Raw genomic sequence first — 23965 nt, forward strand, 5'->3', positions numbered from 1 at the left:
TCGCGGTGAGCGGGGTTTGTGGCGAATTTGAAGCGGATGTGAAGTCAGCGCCGCGTGCGCGGGCCGGGCATGCCCAGCGGCAACCACAGGCTGGCCACGGTCCCGCCGCCGTCGCGGGCCTGCAGCTGGACACGGCCATCGTGCAGGCGCGCTACTTCCTGCACGAACGGCAGCCCGAGGCCGGAGCTGCGGCGGCCACTGCCGGGACGGGCCAACGAGTAGAAGCGCTCGAACACGCGGTCACGGGCATAGTCGGGAATTCCGGCCCCCCGGTCGGCCACCTGCAGGCGCACGCCGCCGTCCTCAACCTGTGCCTGCAGCACCACCTCCGTCCCCGATGGAGAGAAGGCAACCGCGTTGTCGACCAGGTTGTTCAGCGCCTGCCGCAGCAGATAGGCATCACCCTGAATGCTCAGATCCGCCACGGCATCAGTGCGTACCTCGACGCCGGCCGCCTGCGCGCGCACCTGCGCGGCTGCGACGGTCTGCTGCAGCAGGTCCGGCAGTGCGATCGGAGCACGCGTCTGCAGCCAGCCATGCTGCTCCACTTCGGCCAGCGCCAGCAGCTTGTCGATGGTTTCGGTCAACCGCTCCTGCTGCTCGAGGATGCTGCGCGCGAAGTGCGCACGGTCGGCATCAGCCATCGGTTCCTGCAGCAGCTCGGCGGCACCGCGTATCGCGGCCAGTGGACTCTTCATTTCGTGCGTCAGCGACTGCACATACTGCTCGACGTAGGCCTTGCCTTCGAGTTTGCGCCGCATGGTCTCCAGCGCCTGGCCGAGATCACCGATCTCATCGCGGCGGCGGCGTGGCGGCGGCACCGGCTCACCGGCGGTGACCGCGCGCGCATAGCGACTGAGCTGGCCCAGGCCGGTGGTCAACCACATCGTCACCAGCACCCCGACCAGCGCCGAGAGTCCTATCAGCCATGCGCCGCGTTCGATGATGGCGCGCTGGCTGGCCGCAATGAACGGATCGATGCTGCGGTTGGGCTGGGCCAGGGTGAGCACGCCGATGAGGGTGCGGCCATCACCCGGGTCGTACACCGGCGCGGCCACATGCATCACGGTGTTGCCCTCCTCGCCCGGCGTCTCCGGGCTGGAGCGGGCGCCGTACTCGCCGCGCAGGGTGCGGTAGACATCGTTCCAGCGCGAGTTGTCACGACCGACGTCGCGGCCCAGCGAATCGTAGATCACGATGCCTTTCGCATCGGTGATCGTCACCCGGTAATCGAGGGCGCGCTTGGGAAAGCGCCACACCATCGCTTTCAGGTCACGCTGCCGCGCCTTGGCCAAATTGCGGGTGAAAGTCCCGCTGTTGATGGTGCCTGCCTTGACGTCCGCCGCCGCCATCTCGGCCAGCACGTTGGCTGCATCGACCAGGGTCGATTCCATCGCCTGGCGTACGCCCGGCTTCACTTCGTTGACGAACACGCGCATGACGAAGAACGCGGCGATGCCCACGATCAGGAAGAAGCCCAGGAACAGCTTCATCACCAGACGCATCGCTCACACCTCCAGGGCGTAGCCCAGGCCACGGTGGGTTCGGATCGGGTCGGTGCTGGCGCCGGCCGCGCGCAGCTTGGCACGCAGGGTCTTGACGTGCGTATCGACCGTGCGGTCGGCGCTGTCGGCACTGCTGTCCCAGCCGCGGTCCATCAGCTGGGCGCGGCTGAGGATGGCCCCGGGGCGTTGCAGCAGGGCTTCCAGCAGTGCGTACTCGTAGCGGGTCAGGTCCAGCGCCTGGCCGTGGAAGCGGACACGCCGGCCCTCCCGGTCGATGGCGAAGGCGCCATGCGTCTGCCAGCCCGCATCGGTGTCGCTGGCAGCAGGCGCCGCCCGCCGCAGCCGCGCGCGCACCCGCGCCACCAGCTCGCGCGGCGAGAACGGCTTGGCCATGTAGTCGTCGGCGCCCAGCTCCAGGCCCAGCACCCGGTCCAGTTCGTCGTTGCGGGCGGTCAGGAAGATCACCGGCAGCTGCGCCTGCGGACCGGGCAGCGCACGCAGCCGACGACAGACCTCGAAGCCGCTCAGGTCCGGCAGGCCCACGTCCAGCACCACCACATCGATGCCACCGTCCCGCAGCCGCTGCAGGGCATCGCTGCCGAGCAGGCAGTGACTGGCCAGGTAGCCCTCGCTGCGCAGCGCGTAGAGCACGGTTTCGGCGATGGCGGCTTCGTCCTCGACCACCAGGACATGGGCAACGGGAGCTGTCATGGCGCGCAGCATAGCCGCTGCGGCCGCCGCCCCGTACACTGCCCCCATGAATTACCGCCATGCCTTCCACGCCGGCAACCATGCCGATGTCCTCAAGCACATCGTGCAGCTGGCCCTGATCGACAGCTTCAAGCGCAAGGACAGCCCGTTCTTCGTGCTGGACACCCACGGCGGCGCTGGCCGCTATCTGCTGGCCAGCGAAGAGAGCCGCAAGACGCTGGAGGCCGAATCCGGGGTCATGCGCCTGATGGCGCAGCCGAAGCTGCCGGACGTGGTCGAGCGCTACCTGAAGGCCGTGCAGGCCGACAATCCGGTCGGCGCGCTGACCAACTACCCCGGCTCGCCCCTGCTCACCGCCCAGGCCATGCGTGCGCAGGACCGGATGGCGGTATGCGAGCTGCAGGAAGACGAAGCAGGCACGCTCAAGGCCCTGTTCGCCCATGACAGCCGGGTCGGCGTGCACCCGGGCGACGGCTATGCACTGCTGCGCTCGCTGCTGCCGCCGAAGGTCAACGGCAGCAAGATCGGCCGCGGCCTGGTGCTGATCGACCCGCCCTACGAGGCCCAGGACGCCGAGTACCAGCGCATCCTGGCAGCGCTGGCCGAGACGCTGGCGCGCTGGCCGCAGGCCACCTGCGCGGTGTGGTTCCCGATCAAGCAGCGCCGCACGATCCTGCATTTCCTGCGCAAGGCCACTGCCTTGCCGGTCAAGTCGGCAGTGACCATCGAGTTCCTGGTACGCCCCGACGACTCACCGCTGCGCCTCAACGGCAGCGGCATGCTGGTGCTCAACGCCCCCTGGCAGTTCGACCGGGCGGTCGGTCCTGCCCTGCCGGCGCTGCGCCAGCACCTGGGTGAGCCCGGCGCCAGCACCCGCCTGGATTGGCTCAAGGCACCTGAATAATGGCCTTCACGAGGCTGTACGCCCGTGAGCCTTTTGTTCACGGAAGACAGCCCCGGTGATGCCACAATCGATGGACCACCAAGGAATCACCCGGTATGGCCACTCGCAACCGCATGCCGCCCTGGCATGAGATCTTCAAGGCTCCCAGCGGCCACGAGCTGCTGATCCGCCCCATCCGCCCGGAAGACAGCGCGCCGCTGCAAGCGGCCTTCAGCCTGTTCGGGCCGGAAGAAATCCGCGACCGTTTCCTGCAGGCGGTGACCGAGCTGTCACCGGAAACCACCCAGCGCCTGACCCATCCGAATCCCAAGACCGAGATCACCCTGGTCGCGGCCGAGTCCCTGCCCGCCGGTGAGGCCGTGGTCGGTGCGGTCGCCCGGGCCTCGATCATCCCCGGTACCCGCGAAGCCGAGTACGCGATCCTGATCAGCCGCTTCCTCATCGGCCAGGGCCTGGGCCGGCAGCTGATGCGCAAGCTGGTGAAGTGGGGTCGGGGCAAGTACCTGGATCGCCTGTACGGCGATGTGGCGGCCGAGAACGAGCCGATGAAGCAGCTGGCCGCCTCGCTGGGCTTCAAGCCCGTTCCGCACCCGAACGGCACCGAAGGGCTGGTGCGCATGGTGCTGGAACTGGACAACTGACGGTGACGCCGGGCGCGGCCCGGCGATGCCGTTGCAGCCACTGCGCCCTCCGGGCATGGCCCGGCGCTGCCCGCTCACGCAGCAATCATGGGGCGGGTGGAGGCTTCTGCTAAAATCCGCGGTCCATGTCGCGTACTTCATACCCCGCCCCGCCGCTGCCGCGCGCCGGCCAGCTCCGCGCCTGGTGGCGCGCCCCCGCTTCACCGACCGCCCTGGCCTGGTACCTGGCCCAGGCGGCGCGCGCGCATGACGCGCCGTTGCTGGTGGTTGCCCGTGACAACCACGGCGCCAACCAGCTCGAAGCCGATCTGCAGACCCTGCTGGGCAACGATCCCGCGCTGCCGGTGATCGCCTTCCCGGACTGGGAAACCCTGCCCTACGACCGCTTCAGCCCGCATCCGGACATCATCTCGCAGCGCCTGGCGGCCCTGCACCGCCTGCCTTCGCTCAAGCGCGGCCTGGTGGTGGTGCCGGTCCAGACCCTGCTGCAGCAGCTGGCCCCGCGCAGCTACGTGATCGGCGGCAGCTTCGACCTGAAGGTCGGCCAGCGCCTGGACCTGGAGGCCGAGAAACGCCGCCTGGAAAGCGCGGGCTACCGCAACGTGCCGCAGGTGATGGACCCCGGTGACTTCGCCGTGCGCGGCGGCCTGCTCGATGTGTTCCCGATGGGCGCCGACGAGCCCTTGCGGGTGGAGCTGCTGGACGAGGACATCGACTCGATCCGCGCCTTCGACCCGGAAAGCCAGCGCTCGCTGGACAGGGTCGAGTCGGTGCACATGCTGCCCGGCCGCGAAGTACCGATGGATGAGGCCAGCATCGGCCGCGTGCTGGCCGCCCTGCGTGAACGCTTCGATGTCGACACGCGCCGCAGCGCGCTGTACCAGGACCTCAAGTCCGGGTTGGCCCCGGCCGGCATCGAGTACTACCTGCCGCTGTTCTTCGACCGCACCGCCAGCCTGTTCGACTACCTGCCTGCCGGCAGCCTGCCGGTGGTGTGTGCCGGCGCCGGCGAAGCCGCCGACGCGTTCTGGGCACAGACCGGCGAACGCTACGAGCAGCGCCGCCACGATGTCGAGCGCCCACTGCTGCCGCCCTCGGCGCTGTACCTTTCGCCTGAGCAGCTGCGCGAGCGGCTGAACGACGCGCCACGCATCGAAGTATGGGCCGCCGACCATGCGCGCATCGCCGATGCACATGCGCTGGGCGACCAGCCCCTGCCGGCGCTGCCGGTAGCGGCCCGCGAAGCACCCGCTGGCGACGCGCTGAAATCCTTCCTCGGCCACTACCCCGGCCGGGTACTGATCGCCGCAGATTCACCGGGCCGCCGCGAAGCCCTGCTGGAAGTGCTGCAGGCGGCCGAACTGAAGCCGCCGGTGGTTGCCGACCTGCCCGCCTTCCTCGCCAGCGATGTGCGCTTTGCCATCACCGTGGCGCCGCTGGAAGATGGCTTCGCCCTGGACGATCCGCGCCTGGCGGTCCTGACCGAACGCCAGCTGTTCCCCGAGCGCGCCGGCAGCACCCGCCGCACGCGCCGCGCCGGCCGCGAACCGGAAGCGATCATCCGTGACCTGGGCGAGCTGACCGAAGGCGCGCCGATCGTGCACGAGGATCATGGCGTGGGCCGTTATCGCGGCCTGATCGCGATGGACGTCGGTGGCATGCCGGGCGAGTTCCTGGAAATCGAGTATGCCAAGGGCGACCGCCTGTACGTTCCGGTCGCACAGCTGCATCTCATCAGCCGCTACTCCGGCGCATCCGCCGAGACCGCGCCCCTGCATTCGCTCGGGGGCGAGCAGTGGACCAAGGCCAAGCGCAAGGCCGCCGAGAAGGTGCGCGACGTCGCCGCCGAACTGCTGGAAATCCAGGCGCGCCGGCAGGCACGCGCCGGACTGGCCCTGCAGGTCGACCGCGCGATGTACGAACCATTCGCCGCCGGCTTCCCGTTCGAGGAGACACCCGACCAGCTGGCCGCCATCGACGCGACCCTGCGCGACCTCGCCAGCAGCCAGCCGATGGACCGCGTGGTCTGCGGCGATGTGGGCTTCGGCAAGACCGAGGTCGCCGTGCGCGCCGCGTTCGCCGCTGCCAGTGCCGGCAAGCAGGTGGCGGTGCTGGTGCCGACCACGCTGCTGGCCGAACAGCACTACCGCAACTTCCGCGACCGCTTCGCCGATTACCCGCTCAAGGTGGAAGTGCTGTCGCGCTTCAAGAGCACCAAGGAGATCAAGGCCGAACTGGAGAAGGTCGCTGCCGGCACCATCGATGTCATCGTGGGCACCCACCGCCTGCTGCAGCCGGACGTGAAGTTCAAGGATCTGGGCATGGTCATCGTCGACGAGGAACAACGGTTCGGCGTACGCCAGAAGGAGGCGCTGAAGGCGTTGCGTGCCAACGTGCACCTGCTGACCCTGACCGCCACGCCGATCCCGCGCACGCTGAACATGGCCATGGCCGGTCTTCGCGACCTGTCGATCATCGCCACGCCGCCGCCGAACCGGCTGGCGGTACAGACCTTCATCACGCAATGGGACAACGCGCTGCTGCGCGAGGCCTTCCAGCGCGAACTGGCGCGTGGTGGCCAGCTGTACTTCCTGCACAACGACGTGGAGAGCATCGGCCGCATGCAGCGCGAGCTGTCCGAACTCGTGCCGGAAGCGCGCATCGGCATCGCCCATGGCCAGATGCCGGAGCGCGAACTGGAAAAGGTGATGCTGGATTTCCAGAAGCAGCGCTTCAACGTGCTGCTGTCGACCACGATCATCGAGTCGGGCATCGACATCCCCAACGCCAACACCATCATCATCAACCGCGCTGACCGCTTCGGCCTGGCCCAGCTGCACCAACTGCGCGGCCGCGTGGGGCGTTCGCACCACCGCGCCTACGCCTACCTGATCACGCCTGACCGCCGTGCGATCACCCCGGATGCCGAGAAGCGCCTGGAAGCCATCGCCTCCATGGACGAGCTGGGCGCCGGCTTCACCCTGGCCACGCACGATCTGGAAATCCGCGGTGCCGGTGAACTGCTCGGCGAGGACCAGAGCGGGCAGATGGCCGAAGTCGGCTTCAGCCTGTATACCGAGCTCCTGGAGCGCGCGGTACGCAGCATCAAGCAGGGCAAGCTGCCGGACCTGGATGCCGGCGAGGAAGTGCGCGGTGCCGACGTCGAGCTGCATGTGCCGGCCCTGATTCCGGAAGACTACCTGCCGGACGTGCATACCCGCCTGACGCTGTACAAGCGCATTTCCAGCGCGCGCGACAACGATGCGCTGCGCGAGCTGCAGGTCGAGATGATCGATCGCTTCGGCCTGCTGCCGGACCCGGCCAAGCACCTGTTCGCGGTTGCCGAGCTGAAGCTGCGGGCCAACGCGCTGGGCATCCGCAAGCTGGACCTGGGCGAGAACGGTGGCCGCATCGTGTTCGAATCGAAGCCGGACATCGACCCGATGGCCGTGATCCAGCTGATCCAGAAGCAGCCGAACCTGTATGCGATGGAAGGCCCGGACAAGCTCCGCATCAAGCACCCGCTACCCTTGCCGGAAGACCGCTTCAATGCGGCCCGCGCCCTGCTGACGACCCTCGCCCCGGGTTGATTTCCCACCGCCACCACCCCGCACCGGCCCCACCCGGTGCGGGCGGACGACCATGCTGCCTGACGCCGTACCCGCCCCCGACCTGCTGCACGCACAGGCCTGCCTGATCGATGCCCTGGCCATGTCGCTGCAGATGCGCGATGCCTACACCCGCCATCACTGTGACCGGGTCGGCCGGCTGGCCCAGCGCCTGGCCGTGCACTGCGACCTGGACCAGGAGGCCGGCACGCGGGTCGCGCTGGCCGCGCGATTCCATGACATCGGCAAGATCGGCATTCCCGACGACGTGCTGCTGAGCCCTCGCCGGCACACCGAACAGGAGCGCGCGATCATGCGTGAGCATCCCGTGCGTGGCGAGCACATCTTCCTGACCACCGGCCGCAGCGATGCCGCCGCGGTGGCCAGGCTGATCCGGGCCCATCACGAGGCATTCGACGGCAGCGGCTATCCCGACGGCCTGCACGGCGAGCACATCCCGCTGGGCGCGCGCATTGTCACGCTCGCCGACGCCTACGATGCGATGACCAGTGATCGTCCGTACCGGGCGGCGATGGCGCACGGAACGGCACTGCGCATCCTCGATGACCAGGCCGGCGGCCTGATCGACCCCTACGTGCTGCAGCGCTTCCATCGCCTGCTGGCGCAGGAACCTGCGCTGGCCTGAGATCCGGCGCCACCGGGCGAACAGACAAAAGGCCCGGCTTGCGCCGGGCCTTTCGCATCACGCTTCACGTGTGATCGGTTACCAGATCACCACGCGCTTGTCGTCGGCACGCACCATCGCGTCACCGGCCTTGCACTGGAACGCAGCCGCGAACGACGGCATGTTCGAGGGCGCACCGTTGGCGCGGAAGTTGGCCGGCGCGTGCGGATCGGTGTTCAGGCGCACGCGCAGTTCGCCATCGGTGAAGTTGCGACGCCACACGGTGGCCCAGTTCATGAAGAAGCGCTGGTCCTGGCTGTAGCCATCGACCTCGACGTTCGCCTTCGGATCTTCCTTCAGCGCCATCTGCAGCGCGTCATAGGCAACGGTCAGGCCGCCCAGGTCGCCGATGTTCTCGCCCAGGGTCAGCTTGCCCTTCACATTCACGCCGGGCACCGCTTCGTAGCCATCGAACTGCGCGACCAGCTGGTCGGTACGTTCGGTGAACGCCTTGCGGTCGGCATCGGTCCACCAGTTGTCGAAGTTGCCGTTGGCGGCGAACTGGCTGCCCGAATCGTCGTAGCCGTGCATCATCTCGTGGCCGATCACCGCGCCGATGCCGCCGTAGTTCAGTGCCGGATCGGCCTTGGCGTCGAAGAACGGCGCCTGCAGGATCGCTGCCGGGAACACGATCTCGTTCTTGGTGGCGTTGTAGTAGGCGTTGACGGTCTGCGGCGTCATGCCCCACTCGGTCCTGTCCACCGGCTTGCCGATCTTGTCCAGCATGTAGCGGTAGTTGAACGCACGCGCCGCCTGCATGTTGCCGAGGTAGCTGTCGCCGTTGGTCTGCAGGCCTGCCCAGTCACGCCACTTGTCCGGGTAACCGATCTTCGGGGTGAAGCTGGCCCACTTCTCCAGTGCCTTCTTCTTGGTTTCCTCGCCCATCCACGGCAGCTGCTCCAGGCGCACCTTCAACGCCTGCGACAGGTTTTCCACCAGGTGCTGCATGGCCACCTTCGACTCGGCCGGGAATACGGCGTCGACGTACAGCTGGCCCAGCGCCTCGCCCATGCCGCCGTTGACCGACTCCAGCACGCGCTTCCAGCGCGGCTGCATTTCCTTCTGGCCACGCAGGGTGGTGCCATAGAAATCGAAGTTGGCCTTCTCGAACTGGCTGCTCAGGTACGGCGAGGCGTCGTCGATGGTGTGGAAGCGCAGGTAGGCCTGCCAGGTGCTGGCCGGCACATCGGCCAGCATCTTGTCCATCTCGGAGAAGAAGCCCGGCTGGGCCAGCGAGAACTTCTGCGCGGCCGGCACTTTCAGGGTGTCGAACAGCGCGGTCCAGCTGAAATTCGGGGTCAGCCTGTCGGCGTCGGCAGCACTGAGCGGGTTGTAGCGCTTGGCCGGGTCACGCATTTCGATGCGCGACATGGACGCCTTGGCCAAGCGGGTTTCGAAGGCCATCACGGCCTTGGCCTGCTCGGCGGCCTGCGCGGCGTCCACGCCGGACAGGGTCAGCACCTGCGCGATGTAGGCCACGTAGGCGTCGCGGATCCTGGCCTGCGCATCATCGAAGTAGTAGCCCTTCTCCGGCAGGCCGAGGCCTCCCTGGCCGACGTAGGCGATGACATTGGCCGAATCCTTGTAATCGGCATTGGCGAACAGCGAGAACAGCACGCCCTTGCCCTCGGCCTGGCTGTCGCGCAAGTACTGGGTGAGGGTGGCGGTGTCCTTCAGCGCGGCGATCTTGTCGAGCTGCGGCTGCAGCGGCGCCAGGCCCGCAGCCTCGATCTTCGCTTCGTCGTTGCCGGTCTTCCAGATGTCGCCGATCTTGGCTTCCACCGAACCGGCCTTGGCCTGGCTGGCGGCAGCCTGCTGTACCAGCGCATGCTGCACTTCCAGCGAGCGCTCGCGCAGGATTTCGAAGCTGCCCCAGGTGGTCTGGTCGCCCGGTACCGGATTGGCCTTCAGCCACTTGCTGTTGACGAAGCCATTGAGGTCGGTGCAGGCCGCGATGGCCGGATCGAGATCGGCGCTGTTGAGCGAGATCAGCGGCGTCTTGATCTGTGACAGGTCGAAGGCCGGCGTAGCGTCGGCACTGGTCGCCGGTGCAGTTTCGTTCTTGCCACACGCAGCCAGGGAGGCGGCGATGGCGATGGTCAGGCCCAGCGGGGCCAGGTTGCGGACGTTCATGAGGCTCTCCTGCGGGTAATTCCACAGGGTAGACGGGGACGCCCGCGGCAGGGACCGGCCAAAGGTCACGAGTAGTCCACGAGCGTCCAGTCAGATTTTCACAATGGTGGTTCTAAACGGTGGTTCTATACGCCATCAGACACGCCCTGCCTGACGCAATACAATAGTATCTATTTAATAGAAACGACCAAATCTTCCACCAGACAGAAGCACAAGAATTTTCTCCGATCCGGACAACAGCCCACCCTGAGCCCGCAAGTGGAATGCATGAACTCAAATTTTCCGTCAAATAGACATACTCAGTCTCGCGAAGAACTGGAGCAGCATCTACGTGAGCAAATCGAATTCCTCAGGAACTCCGCCAAATCCTTTGACGACGGCTATGAAGGAGAGTCAAAGAGGATCGCGGCGACGGCCCGAGTTCTATTACATGAGAACAGGCAATCTAAATCACTCCTTCTTCAGCTCGCAATGAAGGACTTGCCCTTCTGGGACACATCTGCCCCTCTGAATCAGGACAGCCTAGTCTCGCATAGCGGGCTGGTGGTAACCGTCATGAATAAGGCGGGCGCCAAGTACCAAGCCTTCCTCGATGGCGGCTTTGCACCACCAAGACAAATCAAATTCGAGGACTGGTGGAATCAAGTAATTTTTGTTGACTCAGACAAGCGAACCTTTACGAGAAGAGAGCTGGTACTAGCGGTAGCCAACAAAGACGGCGGTGCGCACATCGATCCAGCTCTCGACATCGCCTACGCAGAACTTACTCGAAAAAACTCTCTTGGCTGGGTTTTTCAGCAGGATAATGGACCTACCGTAAACATGGTGGGGCCAGAAAAATCAGCCCTAAGGCAAATTTGCCATGAGATCCTGAAAACCCTGATCCCTGGCTACGTGCTTCAGCCAAAATACCCAGAAGATTCAGTGATTGTTGGAGGCATGACGATGGTGGCGGAAGAGAATTCGCCCCCCTCTCTTCGTTGCCCTCATGACAGTGGGGTAAGCACCCTGCATCGCTGCAGCTACTGCAGCTAACAAATCCGTCGAGCATATGGAGATGTCGGCAGAGAAAGACTGTCGGCAGATTGAAATTCCATCAAGTCTTTCCAAATGGTTCACACAAACAGAAGGCCGGCGTGCGCCGGCCTTCCGATGGTTACCTGGCCTTGCCCTGGTTGGCCACGGCCTCAGCGGCCTTGCGCGCCGCTTCCGGGTCGCCCAGGTAGCGGAACGACTGCACGGTCAGGTCATCGTTCAGTTCGAACAGCAGCGGAATGCCGGTCGGAATGTTCAGCTCGAGGATTTCCTCGCGCGAAACATTGTTGAGGTACTTGTACAGCGCGCGCAGCGAGTTGCCGTGGGCGGTCACCAGCACCGTCTTGCCGTCCTTCAGCTGCGGCGCGATGGCGTCGTGCCAGTACGGCAGCACGCGGTCGAGGGTGGTGGCCAGCGATTCGGTACCCGGCAGCGCGTTGCGGTCCAGCCCGGCGTAGCGACGGTCGTGGATCGGATGGCCCGGGTCTTCCAGATCCATCGGCGGCGGCGGGATGTCATAGGAGCGACGCCACACCTTGACCTGCTCCTCGCCGTGCTTTGCAGCGGTCTCGGCCTTGTCCAGGCCCTGCAGGCCGCCGTAATGGCGCTCGTTGAGACGCCAGGATTTGTTCACCGGCAGCCAGTCCTGCTCCAGCTCGGCCAGGGCGCCCTGCAGGGTGTGGATGGCGCGCTTCAACACCGAGGTGTGGGCGACGTCGAACTGCAGGCCTTCCTCGCGCATCAGGCGGCCAGCGGCGGCCGCTTCCCGGCGCCCCTGCTCCGTCAGGTCGACATCGACCCAGCCGGTGAAGCGGTTGTCCAGGTTCCACTGGCTCTGGCCATGGCGCAACAGTACGAGTTTACGGGTCACTGCAGGATCTCCAACGCGAGGAAAGGCAGGACGCCATTGTAGCCCCGGGGCCGCTCACCGTGCCGTGGCGCGGCCCATGCGATGCTGTGATCGATGAATACCGTGATCGATCCCGGGCGCTGGCAGGGCAGCGTCGCCGCCGCACGCGAGCAACAGCTGCGACTTGCGGCGCGGGTGGAGCGCAGCGACCGGCTGCCGGGTACCGTACGCTGGCTGGCCGGGCTGGACGTCGGCTTCGAGGACGACGGCCGCACCGCCCGCGCCGCAGCCGTGCTGCTGGATGCCGCCACCCTGCAACCGGTGGCCCGGGAGATCGCCCGCATTCCCACGGTGATGCCTTACATCCCTGGCCTGCTCAGCTTCCGCGAGCTGCCCGCCCTGCTCGCTGCACTGGCCCTGCTGCCGCGTTCGCCGGACCTGGTCTTCGTCGACGGGCACGGCATCAGCCATCCGCGACGGCTGGGCGTGGCGGCGCACCTGGGCGTCGTCACCGATCTGCCGAGCATCGGCGTGGCCAAGTCGAGACTGGTCGGTCGCTTCGTCGAGCCCGCAGACGAGGCTGGCGCGCATACGCCCCTGCTCGATGGCGATGAACAGCTCGGCTGGGTGCTGCGCAACAAGGTCCGCTGCAGGCCGCTGTTCGTCGCTGGCGGGCACCGCATCAGCGCCGATACCGCACTGCAGTGGGTGCAGCGCACGCTGCGTGGCTATCGCCTGCCGGAGCCGACCCGCCTGGCGGATCGGCTGGCGTCGCGACGGGACGCGTAGCGGCAGATCAGTGGTGCACGTGGCCGCGATGGCCCTGCGCGTCCTCGCCGTGGTCGTGATCGTGCCGCGCATCCGGTGCGGCCGCACTGGGCGGCGCGGGATCTCCGCATGCCTCTCCGCAGTGATCCGCTTCAATCTGCAGGGTCACATGCTCGATGCCGAAGTCATCGTGCAGGCGACCTCCCAGCTCACGGCGCAGCACGTCGGCGTCGGTACCGTCGCGCATCACGACATGCGCGGTCAGCGCCGGCGTGCTCGAGGCCAGTGCCCACACATGCAGGTCATGCACGTCCAGCACCGCGGCATGACCGGACAGGCTGTCGCGGACCTTCGCCACATCCATGCCCTTGGGCACGCCTTCCAGCAGCACGTTGATCGCCTCGCGCATCAGCACATAGGTGCGTGGCAGCACCCACAGGCCGATCAGCACCGCCAGGATCGGGTCGATCGGCTGCCAGCCGGTCCAGCGGATCAGCAGCGCGCCGACGATCACCGCCACCGAGCCGAGCATGTCGGCCCACACTTCCAGGTAGGCACCTTTGACGTTGAGGCTTTCACCGCTGCCGGCCTGCAGCAGGCGCATCGAGATCAGATTGATGACCAGGCCGGCGGCGGCGATCACCAGCATGCCGGTGGAGGCAATCTCCTGCGGTTCGCGGAAGCGGCCGACCGCTTCCCACAGGATGTAGCCGGCCACCACGAACAGCATCGCGCCATTGATCATCGCGCCAAGGGCTTCCAGCCGCGCATAGCCATAGGTGCGGCGCGCGTCCGGCGGACGCCGGCTCAAGCGCACCGCGACCAGCGCGATCATCAGTGCCAGCGCGTCGGTGGCCATGTGGGCCGCATCGGACAGCAGCGCCAGGCTGTTGGTCCAGAACGCGCCGACGACTTCGACGACAAGGAAGGTGGAAGTCAGCCCCAACGCCCACCACAACGGCTTCTCGTGGCGGATCTGGGACGGCAGGTGATCGTGGTCGTGGCCCATGCAACAGCTCCTGTGCGATGCGGTCAGGCTACGGCGTGGCTGCGGGGGAGACTATTACGATGTTTATAACATTGCAGCTGTGCGGCGCCGGTCGCACCGGGCCATGCCTGTCAGGCACCGCGCGCGCTCAGAAGCCGAAACGCAGGCTGGCCCAGTAGGCGCGGCCCGGCTCGTTGTAGGTCGCCGCGCCAGCGTCGCTGCTGTTGGCTTCGCGGAACAGGCGCTTGTCGGCCAGGTTGTTCACGCCGAAACCGAAGCTGACCGTCCCGGTAACCCTGTAGCGCGCGCTCACGCCCCAGATGTTGTATGCCCCCCGATCCTGCAGCACCACCGACGGATCGCAGCTTCCGGTGCAGCGAGGATCGTTGTTGATGTTGGTGGTGGCCGGCTCCTGCCTGCCGTAGAAGGTGCCGGTGAGCAGCAGCGACAGCTTTTCGGTGGCCTGCCAGTCCAGCATCGTGTTGACCGTGTACCGCGGTATCACCGACAGCGGCTGGCCGGTGCTCTTGTTCTCGTTCTCCACCATGTAGGTGAAGTTGCTGCTCCACTTCAGCCGGTCGCCCTGCTCGCCCAGCAGCGGCACCACCAGGTTGCCCTCCAGGCCCTGCACGATGGCCTTCGGTGCATTTTCCCAGCGGAAGATCCGGCCACGGGTATCGGCGGTGAGGCCGACCTGGGTATACCCGGCCTCGATCTTGTCCTTGTAGTCGTTGTGGAAGTAGGTCAACGAGGCCTGCCAGCCACTCTGCGGAGCCCATTCCACGCCCAGTTCCTTGTTCAGGCTGGTCTCGGCGTCCAGCTCCGCGTTGCCCTGCAGGTAGCAGCCCGCGCCCAGGCTCGGCAGTGCGTTGGGACAGCCGTTGCCACGGGTGTAGTACAGGTAGTCCGGATTGGACTGGTAGAGGTTGGGAGCCTTGAACGCGCGTGCGATGCCGCCCTTCACCACCCAGTCGCCATTGATGCGGAACTGCGCATTGAGGCTGGGGCTGGCGTTGTTGCCGAACTGGCTGTGGTGGTCGAAGCGCAGGCCCGGCGTCACGATCCAGCGTTCACCCAGGTAGATGTTGTCTTCGACGAAGACCGCCGTGGTCTGCGCATCGGACTTGCCGCGCGCGCGATCGGCCGACAGGCCCGGCAGTCCGCCGCCACTGCTGCCGGACTGGCTCATCGAATACGGATCGGTCAGGCGGCTGTCGAGATGCTCGAAGCCCAGCGTCCAGACATTCTCCGCCGCGCCGATCGTGGTCGGGAAACTGACCTCGCCGTCGAGCTGGTAATTGCGCAGGCGGGAGGTGGACCAGTCGGTGCCGTTGAAGCTGCCCTCGGGGCCACCGGCCAGGCCTTCGTTGATGCGCGAATTGTTGACCGCTTCCACCGCAGCAGTAACGCGCGAGGTCACATCACCCCAGCGGCCACGATGGGTGATCGCCCCGGTGGTGCGGTACATGCGGTTGGTCTCTGCCTCGCTCTCGGCCAGCGCCGCCAGATCGACCGGCGTGGAGGTACCGGTGTTGCTCACGGCACGGTCGCCCGCATAGATGTTGCCCTGGCGGCTGGTACCGGCTTCGAATTCCACCACCTGGCCGGCGTTGATGTCCCAGCGCAGCAGCGCGTTGACATCGCGGTTCTTGACGCCCTCGCGGCCTGCGGGAGGTACGGTGCCCGGCGCGGTGGCGAACGCGCGATTGAGTTCGAGCGAATCGGCGTCGGTCCTGTTGAGGTTGCCATACAGGCGGAAGGACAACGCATCGGTCATCGGGCCGCTCAGCTGCAGGCCCACGCGCTCACTGCCACCTTCGGCGCTGTGCTCGGGTACCAGTCCGTACAGATCGACCGCTCCGGTCAGATCGCCCGTCGGGCGCTTGGTGATGATGTTGACCACGCCGCCGGAGGCGCCGGATCCATAACGCGCCGCTGCCGGACCGCGCAGCACTTCGATGCGCTCGATCATCTCCGCCGGCACCCAGTTGGTGTCGCCACGGGTATTGCGCTCACCGCTGCGGCCCATGCGCACGGCGTCGCGGGCGCCGACGCGTTTGCCGTCCACCAGGATCAGCGTGTTCTCCGGCCCCATGCCGCGCAGGTCGATCTGGCGGTTGTTGCCATACTGGCCAGACGCACTGTTGCCGGTGAGATTGACACCGGGCATGGTCCGCAGCAGCTCGGCGATGTCGTTGGCAGGAGGACGGCGCGCGATGTCCTCCGCGGTGATGGTCGATGTACCCAGGGCCTGACGCGCGATCTGCGAGGCGGTGACGTGTACCGTATCGATATCGGTCGCGTCGGTCTGCGCATGGGCACCCAGGGCACTGCCCGCAAGCAGGGCAGCAACGGCAAGCGCCAACGGGCGCGGCGGCGGAACAAGGACGGCAGACATCTTCAACACCTTCTGGCAGGGCAACGGGACCTCTGGCAAAGGGCTTGAGGCGACGACGGGGGGAGTGGGAGCGGCGCCGCACATCTTCCGCAGGCCGGTCCATGCGCGCATTCTCCCATCAATGCGATTGATTCTCAAATGCGTCAACTCAGTGCAAGCGCTTCGCAAATGTGCATGGGGCCAAGTACGCTCATTCGCCGTACCCCTGCTGATGGGTACTACGCAGGGGGCCGGTGGCCGCCGGGGTGACGCGCTGCCGGTGCAGCGGCATGCAACGCCCACCATGCCAGCGCCGTCACCGCGATGCCTGCACCGAGTGCACAGACCATGGTCCAGCCGTGGTGCGCCTGCATCCACGTACCGGCCGCAGCACCGGCGCCGCTGCCGACCGCGTAGAACAGCATGTACAGCGCCACCAGGCGACCGTGCTGTTCGGCAGGCGCGCGCAGCAGCAACGCCTGGTTGGACACATGCAGTGCCTGTCCTCCCAGATCGAGCACCACCACGCCCAGCAGCAGCCATGCCAGGGCGTGCGGCAGACCCAGCAGGGGCCACCACGCAAGCAGCATCAGCAGCAGCGCCCCCAGGCTCACCCGCAGGCTGAAACCCCGATCCATCCAGTGCCCCACCCGTGCAGCCAGCAGCGCACCGACCATGCCGGCCAGACCGAGCGCGCCGATGGCCGCGGTCGACCAGTTCATCGGTGATGCCGACAGGGGCAGCGGTACGGCCGCCCAGAACACGTTGAGGCCGGCGAACAGCAGCAGCGCCAGAGGGCCACGCTCGCGCAGCGTGCGATCACTGCGCAGCATCGTCATCATCGAGCCGAGCAGCGCGCGCCAGGCCGGCGGCTGCGAGGGAACAGGCACGGCAGGCAGGCGTCGCCACAGCAGCATCGCCAACGCCGCCATCATCACTGCTGACAGCAGGTACACCGCGCGCCAGCCGGCCAGGGCCGCCACCGCGCCGGATACCACACGCGCAGCCAGCAGGCCGATGAACACCCCGCCCTGCACCATGCCAACCACGCGCCCCCGCTGCCCCGACGGTGCCAGCGTGGCTGCATAGGCGATGAGTCCCTGGGTGAGCGCCGTCCCGAGCAGGCCCGCCAGCAGCATGCCCCCCAGCAGCCAGGCGGTACTGCGTGCTGCCGCCAGTCCCAGCAGCACCATCACCAGTGCCAGCAGCTGCACGCGCAGCAGGCGGCGACGATCGCCGCGGTCGGCCAGCGGCAGCAGGCCGAGCAGGGCCAGCACGCTGCCGGCCTGGGTGGCGGCAACCACAGCGCCGGCCGTCGCGCGCTCCATGGCGAAGGCCTGCGCCAGGCGCTCCAGCAGCGGCTGTGCGTAATAGACATTGGCCACACTGGCACCCGCCGCGATGGCCAGCAGGGCCAGCAGAGCGCGCGGAAGGACGGAAGCGGGCATGAACGTGGTTGCATATTGAAACTGGATGCACCCTATCGACAATGGTTTTAAAATGCAACCACATCGTCACGAGCCTTGCCCATGCATGCCGACAGCCCCTGCCCCGTTGCCCGCAGCGCCGATCTGCTCGGTGATCGCTGGGCCCTGCTGATCATCCGCGATGCCTTTGATGGCGTTACCCGCTTCAGTGACTTCCAGCGCAGCCTCGGCGCAGCGCGCAACATCCTAAGCGACCGCCTACGGCGTCTGGTCGAGGCCGGGCTGCTGCTGCTGCAACCTGCCAGCGATGGCAGCGCCTACCAGCAGTACGTGCTGACCGCGGCAGGGCGCGATCTGTTCCCACTGCTGGTGGCCCTGCGCCAATGGGGCGAACGCCATCGTTTCGCTCCCGACGAGGTGCATTCCACGCTGGTTGAGCGTGGTAGCGGCCGCGTCCTGCCCTACATGCAGCCCCAGGACGCGGCCGGCCACACCATCGCGCCCGCGCAGACGGTGGTCCGCAAGCGCTGAAAAATGGGACGCCCCCCCCGAATGGGGGACTCGACAGCGCTACCGGTGTCAAATAGCATTCGCTCGCAATTGCACTCGATTCCTATTGACATCGGCGATGGCCGCTCCCTCTTCTCCTCCCACCGCCGGCCCTCCGGTCGCCAAGCGCATGCCGCGCGGTAATGGCCATGCCCTGTTGTGGGCACGTGGCCTGCTTGGCCTGCTCGGTGGCTATGCCGTGGCCGCGTGCTGGGCCGCCGCCCTGGCGCGCCTGCTGCCCGGTGCCAAAGCCGACGCCACCCTGGTGGCCACCATGTCCGCCTTCGTGGTGTATGTGCTGGCCACGATCTGGGCGTACGCCGCACGCAGCACCCTGCGCGCCACGCTGGGCCTGCTGATTGCTGGCGGCCTGGGGGCATGGCTGGCCTGGCTGCTGCGCGGGGGCGTCGCATGAGCAACCTCGGGGGCATCCGCCAATCGCAATCGGTGCTGCACACCTGGTCCGGCCTGGTGGTCGGCTGGGTCCTGTTCCTGATCTTCATCGCCGGTACCGCCGCGTACTGGAAGGAAGAACTGACCCGCTGGATGCAGCCGGAAATCGGCCTGCCTGCCGACAGCGCTGCAGCGGTCACCCAGGCACAAGCCTTCCTCGCCCGCACCGCACCCGATGCACAGCGTTGGAGCATCGAACTTCCCGATGCGCGCAGCAGCGCCACGGCCGTCAGCTGGCAGCCACAGGGCGAGAAGGAACGCCGCCGCGGCCAGCGCAATCCGAACCAGGCGACGCTGGATGCAGATGGCAACCCGGTACAGGTGCGTGAGACGCGTGGCGGCAACTTCTTCTACCGCCTGCACTTCGATCTGCACTACGTGCCGGTCCTGTGGGCGCGCTGGTTCATCAGTGCATGTTCGATGCTGATGCTGATCGCGCTCATCAGCGGGGTCATTACCCACAAGAAGATCTTTACCGACTTCTTCACCTTCCGCCGTGGCAAAGGCCAGCGCAGCTGGCTGGACGGTCACAACGCGCTGGCCGTTCTGTCACTGCCGTTCCACCTGATGATCACCTACACCGGGCTGATCACACTGATGACGCTGTACATGCCGTGGGCGGTGGATGCCAACTACCCCGGCGGCCGCGACGCGTTCTTTGCCGAACTGTTCCCGCGCGCGGAGAAGGCCGAGGCCAGCGGTGTGGCCGCAACGACGCCCGTGCTGGCGGGAATACTGCGCCGCGCTGAACTGCAATGGGGCGGCGGCCATGCGGCATCACTGCAGATCGAACACCCTGGTGATGCGGCCATGCGCATCAGCGTGCGCCGCCAACAGGGCGACCAGATTGCTGGTACCGCCGATACGCTCAGCTTCGATGCCCACGGCAATCTTCTGCACGCCGCCGCGCCGCGCTCGGCCGCCGTCATCACCCGCGACGGCATGATCGGCCTGCACGCGGCGCGCTTCGCCCCCATCACGATGCGCTGGCTGTTCTTCCTCTCCGGTGTGGCCGGCACGCTGATGGTAGCCACCGGGCTGGTGCTGTGGACAGTGAAGCGGCGCGCACAGCTGCCCGATCCTGAGCGGCCACACCTGGGCTTCCGCATCGTCGAGCGGCTGAACATCGGCTTCGTCACCGGCCTGCCCGTGGCCATGCTCGCCTTCCTGTGGGGCAACCGACTGCTGCCGCTGGACGTGGCCAACCGCAGCGATGCCGAAGTGAAGGTGTTTTTCTACGCCTGGGCTGCCTGCGTGGCGCACGCGATGCTGCGCGCGCCACGTCGTGGCTGGGTCGAGCAGCTGGCGCTGGCCGGCGTGCTGGCACTGGGGCTGCCGCTCTACAACCTGGTGGCCTGGCACGGTGGCGCGGTATCCGCGCTTGCTGGCGGCGATGGCGCCAAGGCAGGCGTCGATATCGGCCTGCTGCTGATCGGCACTGGCCTGCTGTGGGCCGCGCGCAAGGTGCATCGCTTCGTGCCGGCACAGCGCCGGCCACGCCCCGCGCGCACCGCCGAGGCCGGCGCATGAGCGTGCTCGCACTGCTGCTGGCTGCTGCCGCCTTCGCCTGCCTGGCCATGGCGATGGAACGCCACCACCGCGATGTCGCCGGCCATGCGCCCCCCGCGCCGCGCCGGCGCCTGCTGCAGGTCCTGGGCGTGCTCGGGCTGACAGCCAGCCTGCTGACCAGCATCGCGGCGTGGGGCGTGGCACAAGGTTTCGTTGGTTGGTGCGGCGTGCTCGCCGCCGGTGCCGGTGCGATGGTGCTCTGGCTCAGTTTCCGTAGCCCGGCCAAGCCGGCACCACGCCCGTCTTCCCGTTCCTGATACAGCAGCAGAGGTTTCCACCATGTACATGACGTCCTCTGGCGCGCTGCGCCGGAATGCCTTGGCTTTGTCGATCGCCTGCGCCGCCGCGCCGGCCTTCGCCCAGGACAGCGCGCCGACCACCACCGAACTGGACCGGGTGATGGTCACCCAGCGCACCGAGGGCTACCAGGTCTACGGCACCAATACCGCCACCAAGCTGCCGCTGACCCTGCGCGAAACCCCGCAGTCGCTCACCGTGTTCACTCGCCAGCGCATCGAGGATTTCAACCTCATCACCATTTCCGAGGTGCTGCAGCAGACCCCGGGCGTGACCATCCAGTCCTATGACAGCAACCGCACGCTGTTCAACGCACGCGGCTTTGCCATCAACAACTTCATGTTCGATGGCATCCCCACCAACTACACCACCGGTGCGGGCGGCAACTCGATCCTCAGTGACACCTCCATCTACGAGCGCATCGAAGTGGTGCGCGGCGCCAGTGGCCTGGTCACCGGCTCGGGCAACCCATCGGCCACGGTGAACATGGTGCGCAAGCGCCCGACCGAAACCTTCCAGGCCAGCACCAGCGTCAGCGCCGGTTCGTGGGACTACAAGCGCGCCGAAGTGGATGTATCCGGCCCGCTCAGCAAGGGCGGCCGCGTGCGTGGACGCTTCGTCGGCGCCTACACCGACAAGGAAAGCTGGGTGCGCTTCCAGCACGATACGTCGCCCAGCCTGTATGGCGTGATCGAAGCCGACCTGACCGACAGCACCCGTCTGCGCGCCGGTATCGATTACCTGGAGACCGGCTCCGATGGTGGCGCCTGGAGCGCCTCGCCGCTGTACTTCCGCGATGGCACGCGCGCGCACATGCCGCGTTCCTACAGCGCTGCCGCACGCTGGAACGAATGGAACCGCGAGAGCACCAACTACTTCGCCACCCTGGAACAGCAGTTCGGTGCCGGCTGGAGCGGCCGCCTGGCCTACAACCACCGCGCCACCGACACCGACTCGCTGCTGCTGGCCGGTTCCAACACCGGCAACTGGGCCGACGCGACCACCGGCCTGGGCCTGCGCATTGCCGATACCTATTCGGTGTCCGAAACCCGCGAGGATGCGTTCGACCTGTACGCCTCCGGCCCGTTCCAGCTGTTCGGCCGTTCGCATGAACTGGTGGTGGGCATCAACCACTACGACCGCGACCTGGACACCATCCGCGCCGGCATCACCTCGCGCCCGTACAACGTGGCCGCCTTCCCCAGCATCTTCAGCTGGGATGGCAACATCGGCAAGCCGACCACCTACGACTACGGCATTCCGTCCAGCACGGTGAACACCACCGAGACCGGCTACTACACCGCGGTGCGCCTGAGCCCGATCGATCCGCTGAAGATCATCGCGGGCGCGCGCTACTCCGATTACCGCACCACCACCGACAACTACAACACCGACGGGGGGTTCACCAGCCGCAGCGCGCGCACCACCGCGCACGAGCTGACCCCCTACGTGGGCGTGCTGTATGACCTGAGCAGCAGCATCACCGCCTTCGCCAGCTACTCGGACGTGTTCCAGGCCACCGCGCGCCGCGACATCAACAACCAGCTACTCGACCCGACCACCGGCGGCAACTACGAGTACGGCCTGAAGAGTGAATTTTTCGACGGCCGCCTCTACGCCTCGTTGAACGGCTTCTACATGAAACAGGACAACGTGGCCGAGCTGGACCCCAACGGCGGCGAGATCAAGCTGCCCGATGGCAGCTCGCCCTACATCGCCAGCAAGGGCATCACCACCCAGGGTGGCGAGTTCGAGGTGTCCGGCTCGATCACCGACCACTGGAGCATGACCGGCGGCTACACCTACAGTTACAGCAGCAACCCCGATGGAAGCCGCTTCGCCAGCACCAGCCCGATGCATCTGGCGCGCTTCAACACCACTTACAGCCACGGCCAGTGGACGGTCGGCGGTGGGTTCAGCGTGCAAAGCGATATCTACCAGATGCAGCCGATCCCCACCGGCCGGTTCAATGCCAACGGGACCCCGGTCGCCGCCACCGGCAAGATGAGCCAGGGCGGGTATGTGCTGTTCGACCTGATGGGACGCTTTCGCATCAACGACAACCTGAGCGTGGGCGTGACGGTCACCAACCTGTTCGACAAGGTGTATTACCGCAATGTCGGCTTCTTCAACTCGGGCTACTGGGGCGAGCCGCGCCGCGTGCTGTTCAACCTGCGCGCGAAGTTCTGATGCCACCGCGCGGCGTCGGCCACCCGATCCCGCACAGTGACCCCCACCTTCGGCGCATGTTGCCAGGATAGGCAACGGGATAGCATCACAGGCGGGCCTGCGGGCCCGCCTTATCGTTGCCTGCCGAGGAACCGCCCATGCTGCGCCACCCCTTGCCCCGATCTGCCCTGCTGCTGATGGCGCTGGCCCTGCTGCTGGCTGCATCCTCGCTGCAGGCACGTGAGGTGGCCGCACCGGCCGAGCACGTGGACGCCGATGGTCCCTACGTGTTCCGTGTGGGCGACCGGCTGCGCGCCACGTGGATCTGCGGCGACCAGGTGCAGCGGCGCACCCTGCCCTCCAATGCCAGCGGCACGGAGTTCGTTCCGCAGTGCGGCTACGGCCACAGCGTGCACGTGCTGCCACCGGTCGCGCCTTCGGTGTCGGAGCTGCCTGCGGTACCGCGCATCGTCGCCCTGTCCGACATCCACGGCCAGTACGACCTGCTGGTACGACTGCTGCGCGCCCACCATGTGATCGATGCGCAGGACCGCTGGGCCCTCGGCCAGGACACCCTGGTGGTCGCTGGCGACGTGTTCGATCGCGGCCCGCAGGTCACCGAAGCGTTCTGGCTGTTGTATGGCCTGCAGCAGCAGGCGGTGGCCGCCGGCGGTGCGGTGCACTTCGTGCTCGGCAACCACGAGACCATGGTTCTGTACGACGACCTGCGCTATGTCAATCCGAAGTACCTGCGCAGTGCGCAGTTGCTCGGCCGCAGCTATCCGCAGCTGTACGGCGCCGATTCGGTGATCGGGCAATGGCTGCGGACGCGGCCGGTGCTGCTGAAGATCGGCGACACCCTGTTCCTGCATGGCGGCATCTCGCCCGAAGCGGTGGAACTGGCACTGCACCCGGCACGCACCAATGCCGCCTACCAGGCCTCGCTGGGATTGCCCAAGGCCGAAGTGAAGGCCGACCCCGCAACTGCACCGCTGTACGACGGCAAGACCAGCCCCATCTGGTACCGCGGCTACTTCGATGGCCGTCTCGATGCACGGGGCGTGCAGGACGTGCTCGACACGCTGCAGCTCAAGCGCATCGTGGTCGGCCACACGTCGATGCCGCATGTCAGCACGTTCCATGGTGATCGCGTGATCGCCATCGACAGCAGCATCAAGAACGGCGAGAACGGCGAGCTGCTGTTCATCGAGGATGGCCGGCTCAGCCGCGGTCTGCTGGACGGCTCACGGGTGCCGCTGGTCCAGGGGCAACCCGGCCTGCAGGACTGACCACGAA

The 23965-nt window shown here is 66.8% G+C and carries 19 protein-coding genes; 12 read left to right on the top strand and 7 right to left on the bottom strand.

The window, feature by feature from the left end:
• Positions 1 to 44: 44 nt before the first annotated feature.
• Both creC and creB read right to left on the bottom strand, forming a co-directional pair.
• On the bottom strand, positions 45 to 1505 hold the full coding sequence (gene creC, locus ACVOMM_RS03465; protein WP_065174661.1) for a two-component system sensor histidine kinase CreC: 1461 nt from the start codon (positions 1503 to 1505) through the stop codon (positions 45 to 47).
• Between the two features lie 3 nt (positions 1506 to 1508).
• On the bottom strand, positions 1509 to 2228 hold the full coding sequence (gene creB / locus ACVOMM_RS03470; protein WP_111185841.1) for a two-component system response regulator CreB: 720 nt from the start codon (positions 2226 to 2228) through the stop codon (positions 1509 to 1511).
• Positions 2229 to 2262: 34 nt separating this feature from the next.
• Between creB and ACVOMM_RS03475 the strand changes: the two genes are divergently transcribed.
• The 4 genes from ACVOMM_RS03475 to ACVOMM_RS03490 all read left to right on the top strand — a co-directional run bounded on the left by ACVOMM_RS03475 (position 2263) and on the right by ACVOMM_RS03490 (position 8015).
• Positions 2263 to 3120, top strand: a complete 858-nt coding sequence (locus ACVOMM_RS03475) for a 23S rRNA (adenine(2030)-N(6))-methyltransferase RlmJ (RefSeq protein ID WP_053517399.1) — start codon at positions 2263 to 2265, stop codon at positions 3118 to 3120.
• A 95-nt stretch (positions 3121 to 3215) separates the two neighbouring features.
• Positions 3216 to 3761 carry a GNAT family N-acetyltransferase gene (locus ACVOMM_RS03480; protein ID WP_053517384.1) on the top strand — a complete coding sequence of 182 codons (546 nt, stop codon included), beginning with the start codon at positions 3216 to 3218 and terminating at the stop codon, positions 3759 to 3761.
• A gap of 125 nt (positions 3762 to 3886) precedes the next feature.
• The gene (mfd, locus tag ACVOMM_RS03485; RefSeq protein WP_065181149.1) at positions 3887 to 7351 is read left to right on the top strand and encodes a transcription-repair coupling factor; all 3465 of its coding nucleotides are present in this window, start codon (positions 3887 to 3889) and stop codon (positions 7349 to 7351) included.
• Positions 7352 to 7403: 52 nt separating this feature from the next.
• A complete protein-coding gene (locus ACVOMM_RS03490; protein ID WP_065181148.1) occupies positions 7404 to 8015 on the top strand; it encodes an HD-GYP domain-containing protein in 612 nt (203 codons plus the stop codon).
• A 78-nt stretch (positions 8016 to 8093) separates the two neighbouring features.
• Here ACVOMM_RS03490 and ACVOMM_RS03495 read toward each other — a convergent pair whose 3' ends face one another.
• On the bottom strand, positions 8094 to 10187 hold the full coding sequence (locus tag ACVOMM_RS03495) for a M13 family metallopeptidase (protein WP_065181147.1): 2094 nt from the start codon (positions 10185 to 10187) through the stop codon (positions 8094 to 8096).
• Between the two features lie 267 nt (positions 10188 to 10454).
• On the opposite strand from ACVOMM_RS03495, the gene ACVOMM_RS03500 reads away from it, so the two are divergent.
• Positions 10455 to 11222 (top strand): hypothetical protein, encoded by a 768-nt coding sequence (locus ACVOMM_RS03500; protein WP_481525915.1) that lies wholly within the window; start codon positions 10455 to 10457, stop codon positions 11220 to 11222.
• Between the two features lie 121 nt (positions 11223 to 11343).
• Here the strand turns inward: ACVOMM_RS03500 and gpmA are convergent, their stop codons facing one another.
• Positions 11344 to 12093, bottom strand: coding sequence for a 2,3-diphosphoglycerate-dependent phosphoglycerate mutase (gene gpmA, locus ACVOMM_RS03505; protein WP_053517379.1), 750 nt, complete (start codon positions 12091 to 12093; stop codon positions 11344 to 11346).
• A 93-nt stretch (positions 12094 to 12186) separates the two neighbouring features.
• On the opposite strand from gpmA, the gene nfi reads away from it, so the two are divergent.
• A complete protein-coding gene (gene nfi, locus ACVOMM_RS03510) occupies positions 12187 to 12861 on the top strand; it encodes a deoxyribonuclease V (RefSeq protein ID WP_481525889.1) in 675 nt (224 codons plus the stop codon).
• Positions 12862 to 12868: 7 nt separating this feature from the next.
• On the opposite strand, the gene ACVOMM_RS03515 is transcribed toward nfi, so the two are convergent.
• The 3 genes from ACVOMM_RS03515 to ACVOMM_RS03525 all read right to left on the bottom strand — a co-directional run bounded on the left by ACVOMM_RS03515 (position 12869) and on the right by ACVOMM_RS03525 (position 17653).
• Positions 12869 to 13849: a cation diffusion facilitator family transporter gene (locus tag ACVOMM_RS03515; protein ID WP_053517376.1), complete on the bottom strand. Its 981-nt coding sequence runs from the start codon at positions 13847 to 13849 to the stop codon at positions 12869 to 12871.
• A 127-nt stretch (positions 13850 to 13976) separates the two neighbouring features.
• Entirely contained in the window at positions 13977 to 16226 is a 2250-nt protein-coding gene (locus tag ACVOMM_RS03520) for a TonB-dependent siderophore receptor (protein ID WP_065174656.1), read from the bottom strand.
• 218 nt (positions 16227 to 16444) lie between these two features.
• Positions 16445 to 17653 carry an MFS transporter gene (locus ACVOMM_RS03525; RefSeq protein WP_481525890.1) on the bottom strand — a complete coding sequence of 403 codons (1209 nt, stop codon included), beginning with the start codon at positions 17651 to 17653 and terminating at the stop codon, positions 16445 to 16447.
• Between the two features lie 81 nt (positions 17654 to 17734).
• Here ACVOMM_RS03525 and ACVOMM_RS03530 point away from each other — a divergent pair, with 81 nt between their 5' ends.
• The 6 genes from ACVOMM_RS03530 (at position 17735) to ACVOMM_RS03555 (ending at position 23958) form a co-directional block, all read left to right on the top strand.
• Complete coding sequence (locus ACVOMM_RS03530; protein ID WP_481525891.1) at positions 17735 to 18163, top strand: winged helix-turn-helix transcriptional regulator; 429 nt, start codon at positions 17735 to 17737, stop codon at positions 18161 to 18163.
• Positions 18164 to 18260: 97 nt separating this feature from the next.
• On the top strand, positions 18261 to 18596 hold the full coding sequence (locus tag ACVOMM_RS03535) for a hypothetical protein (protein ID WP_283219464.1): 336 nt from the start codon (positions 18261 to 18263) through the stop codon (positions 18594 to 18596).
• Positions 18593 to 20164 carry a PepSY-associated TM helix domain-containing protein gene (locus ACVOMM_RS03540; protein WP_283219465.1) on the top strand — a complete coding sequence of 524 codons (1572 nt, stop codon included), beginning with the start codon at positions 18593 to 18595 and terminating at the stop codon, positions 20162 to 20164. Before ACVOMM_RS03535 ends, ACVOMM_RS03540 begins: the two co-directional genes overlap by 4 nt.
• On the top strand, positions 20161 to 20460 hold the full coding sequence (locus ACVOMM_RS03545; RefSeq protein ID WP_128990085.1) for a DUF3325 domain-containing protein: 300 nt from the start codon (positions 20161 to 20163) through the stop codon (positions 20458 to 20460). The genes ACVOMM_RS03540 and ACVOMM_RS03545 overlap by 4 nt, the downstream gene beginning before the upstream one ends.
• Before the next feature lie 28 nt (positions 20461 to 20488).
• Positions 20489 to 22690, top strand: a complete 2202-nt coding sequence (locus ACVOMM_RS03550) for a TonB-dependent siderophore receptor (RefSeq protein WP_481525892.1) — start codon at positions 20489 to 20491, stop codon at positions 22688 to 22690.
• A 137-nt stretch (positions 22691 to 22827) separates the two neighbouring features.
• Positions 22828 to 23958, top strand: coding sequence for a metallophosphoesterase (locus ACVOMM_RS03555; RefSeq protein WP_481525893.1), 1131 nt, complete (start codon positions 22828 to 22830; stop codon positions 23956 to 23958).
• Positions 23959 to 23965: the final 7 nt, after the last annotated feature.

Source organism: Stenotrophomonas sp. STEN009 (assembly GCF_056760395.1).

Bases quoted from the DNA above. Each gene is read 5' to 3' on its own strand.
- creB (WP_111185841.1), bottom strand. From the start codon at position 2,228: ATGCTGCGCGCCATGACAGCTCCCGTTGCCCATGTCCTGGTGGTCGAG.
- ACVOMM_RS03530 (WP_481525891.1), top strand. From the start codon at position 17,735: ATGCATGCCGACAGCCCCTGCCCCGTTGCCCGCAGCGCCGATCTGCTC.
- ACVOMM_RS03490 (WP_065181148.1), top strand. From the start codon at position 7,404: ATGCTGCCTGACGCCGTACCCGCCCCCGACCTGCTGCACGCACAGGCC.
- ACVOMM_RS03555 (WP_481525893.1), top strand. From the start codon at position 22,828: ATGCTGCGCCACCCCTTGCCCCGATCTGCCCTGCTGCTGATGGCGCTG.
- ACVOMM_RS03540 (WP_283219465.1), top strand. From the start codon at position 18,593: ATGAGCAACCTCGGGGGCATCCGCCAATCGCAATCGGTGCTGCACACC.
- ACVOMM_RS03520 (WP_065174656.1), bottom strand. From the start codon at position 16,226: ATGTCTGCCGTCCTTGTTCCGCCGCCGCGCCCGTTGGCGCTTGCCGTT.
- ACVOMM_RS03535 (WP_283219464.1), top strand. From the start codon at position 18,261: ATGGCCGCTCCCTCTTCTCCTCCCACCGCCGGCCCTCCGGTCGCCAAG.
- ACVOMM_RS03515 (WP_053517376.1), bottom strand. From the start codon at position 13,849: ATGGGCCACGACCACGATCACCTGCCGTCCCAGATCCGCCACGAGAAG.
- ACVOMM_RS03550 (WP_481525892.1), top strand. From the start codon at position 20,489: ATGACGTCCTCTGGCGCGCTGCGCCGGAATGCCTTGGCTTTGTCGATC.
- ACVOMM_RS03475 (WP_053517399.1), top strand. From the start codon at position 2,263: ATGAATTACCGCCATGCCTTCCACGCCGGCAACCATGCCGATGTCCTC.
- nfi (WP_481525889.1), top strand. From the start codon at position 12,187: ATGAATACCGTGATCGATCCCGGGCGCTGGCAGGGCAGCGTCGCCGCC.
- ACVOMM_RS03495 (WP_065181147.1), bottom strand. From the start codon at position 10,187: ATGAACGTCCGCAACCTGGCCCCGCTGGGCCTGACCATCGCCATCGCC.
- ACVOMM_RS03500 (WP_481525915.1), top strand. From the start codon at position 10,455: ATGAACTCAAATTTTCCGTCAAATAGACATACTCAGTCTCGCGAAGAA.
- ACVOMM_RS03480 (WP_053517384.1), top strand. From the start codon at position 3,216: ATGGCCACTCGCAACCGCATGCCGCCCTGGCATGAGATCTTCAAGGCT.
- ACVOMM_RS03525 (WP_481525890.1), bottom strand. From the start codon at position 17,653: ATGCCCGCTTCCGTCCTTCCGCGCGCTCTGCTGGCCCTGCTGGCCATC.
- mfd (WP_065181149.1), top strand. From the start codon at position 3,887: ATGTCGCGTACTTCATACCCCGCCCCGCCGCTGCCGCGCGCCGGCCAG.
- creC (WP_065174661.1), bottom strand. From the start codon at position 1,505: ATGCGTCTGGTGATGAAGCTGTTCCTGGGCTTCTTCCTGATCGTGGGC.
- ACVOMM_RS03545 (WP_128990085.1), top strand. From the start codon at position 20,161: ATGAGCGTGCTCGCACTGCTGCTGGCTGCTGCCGCCTTCGCCTGCCTG.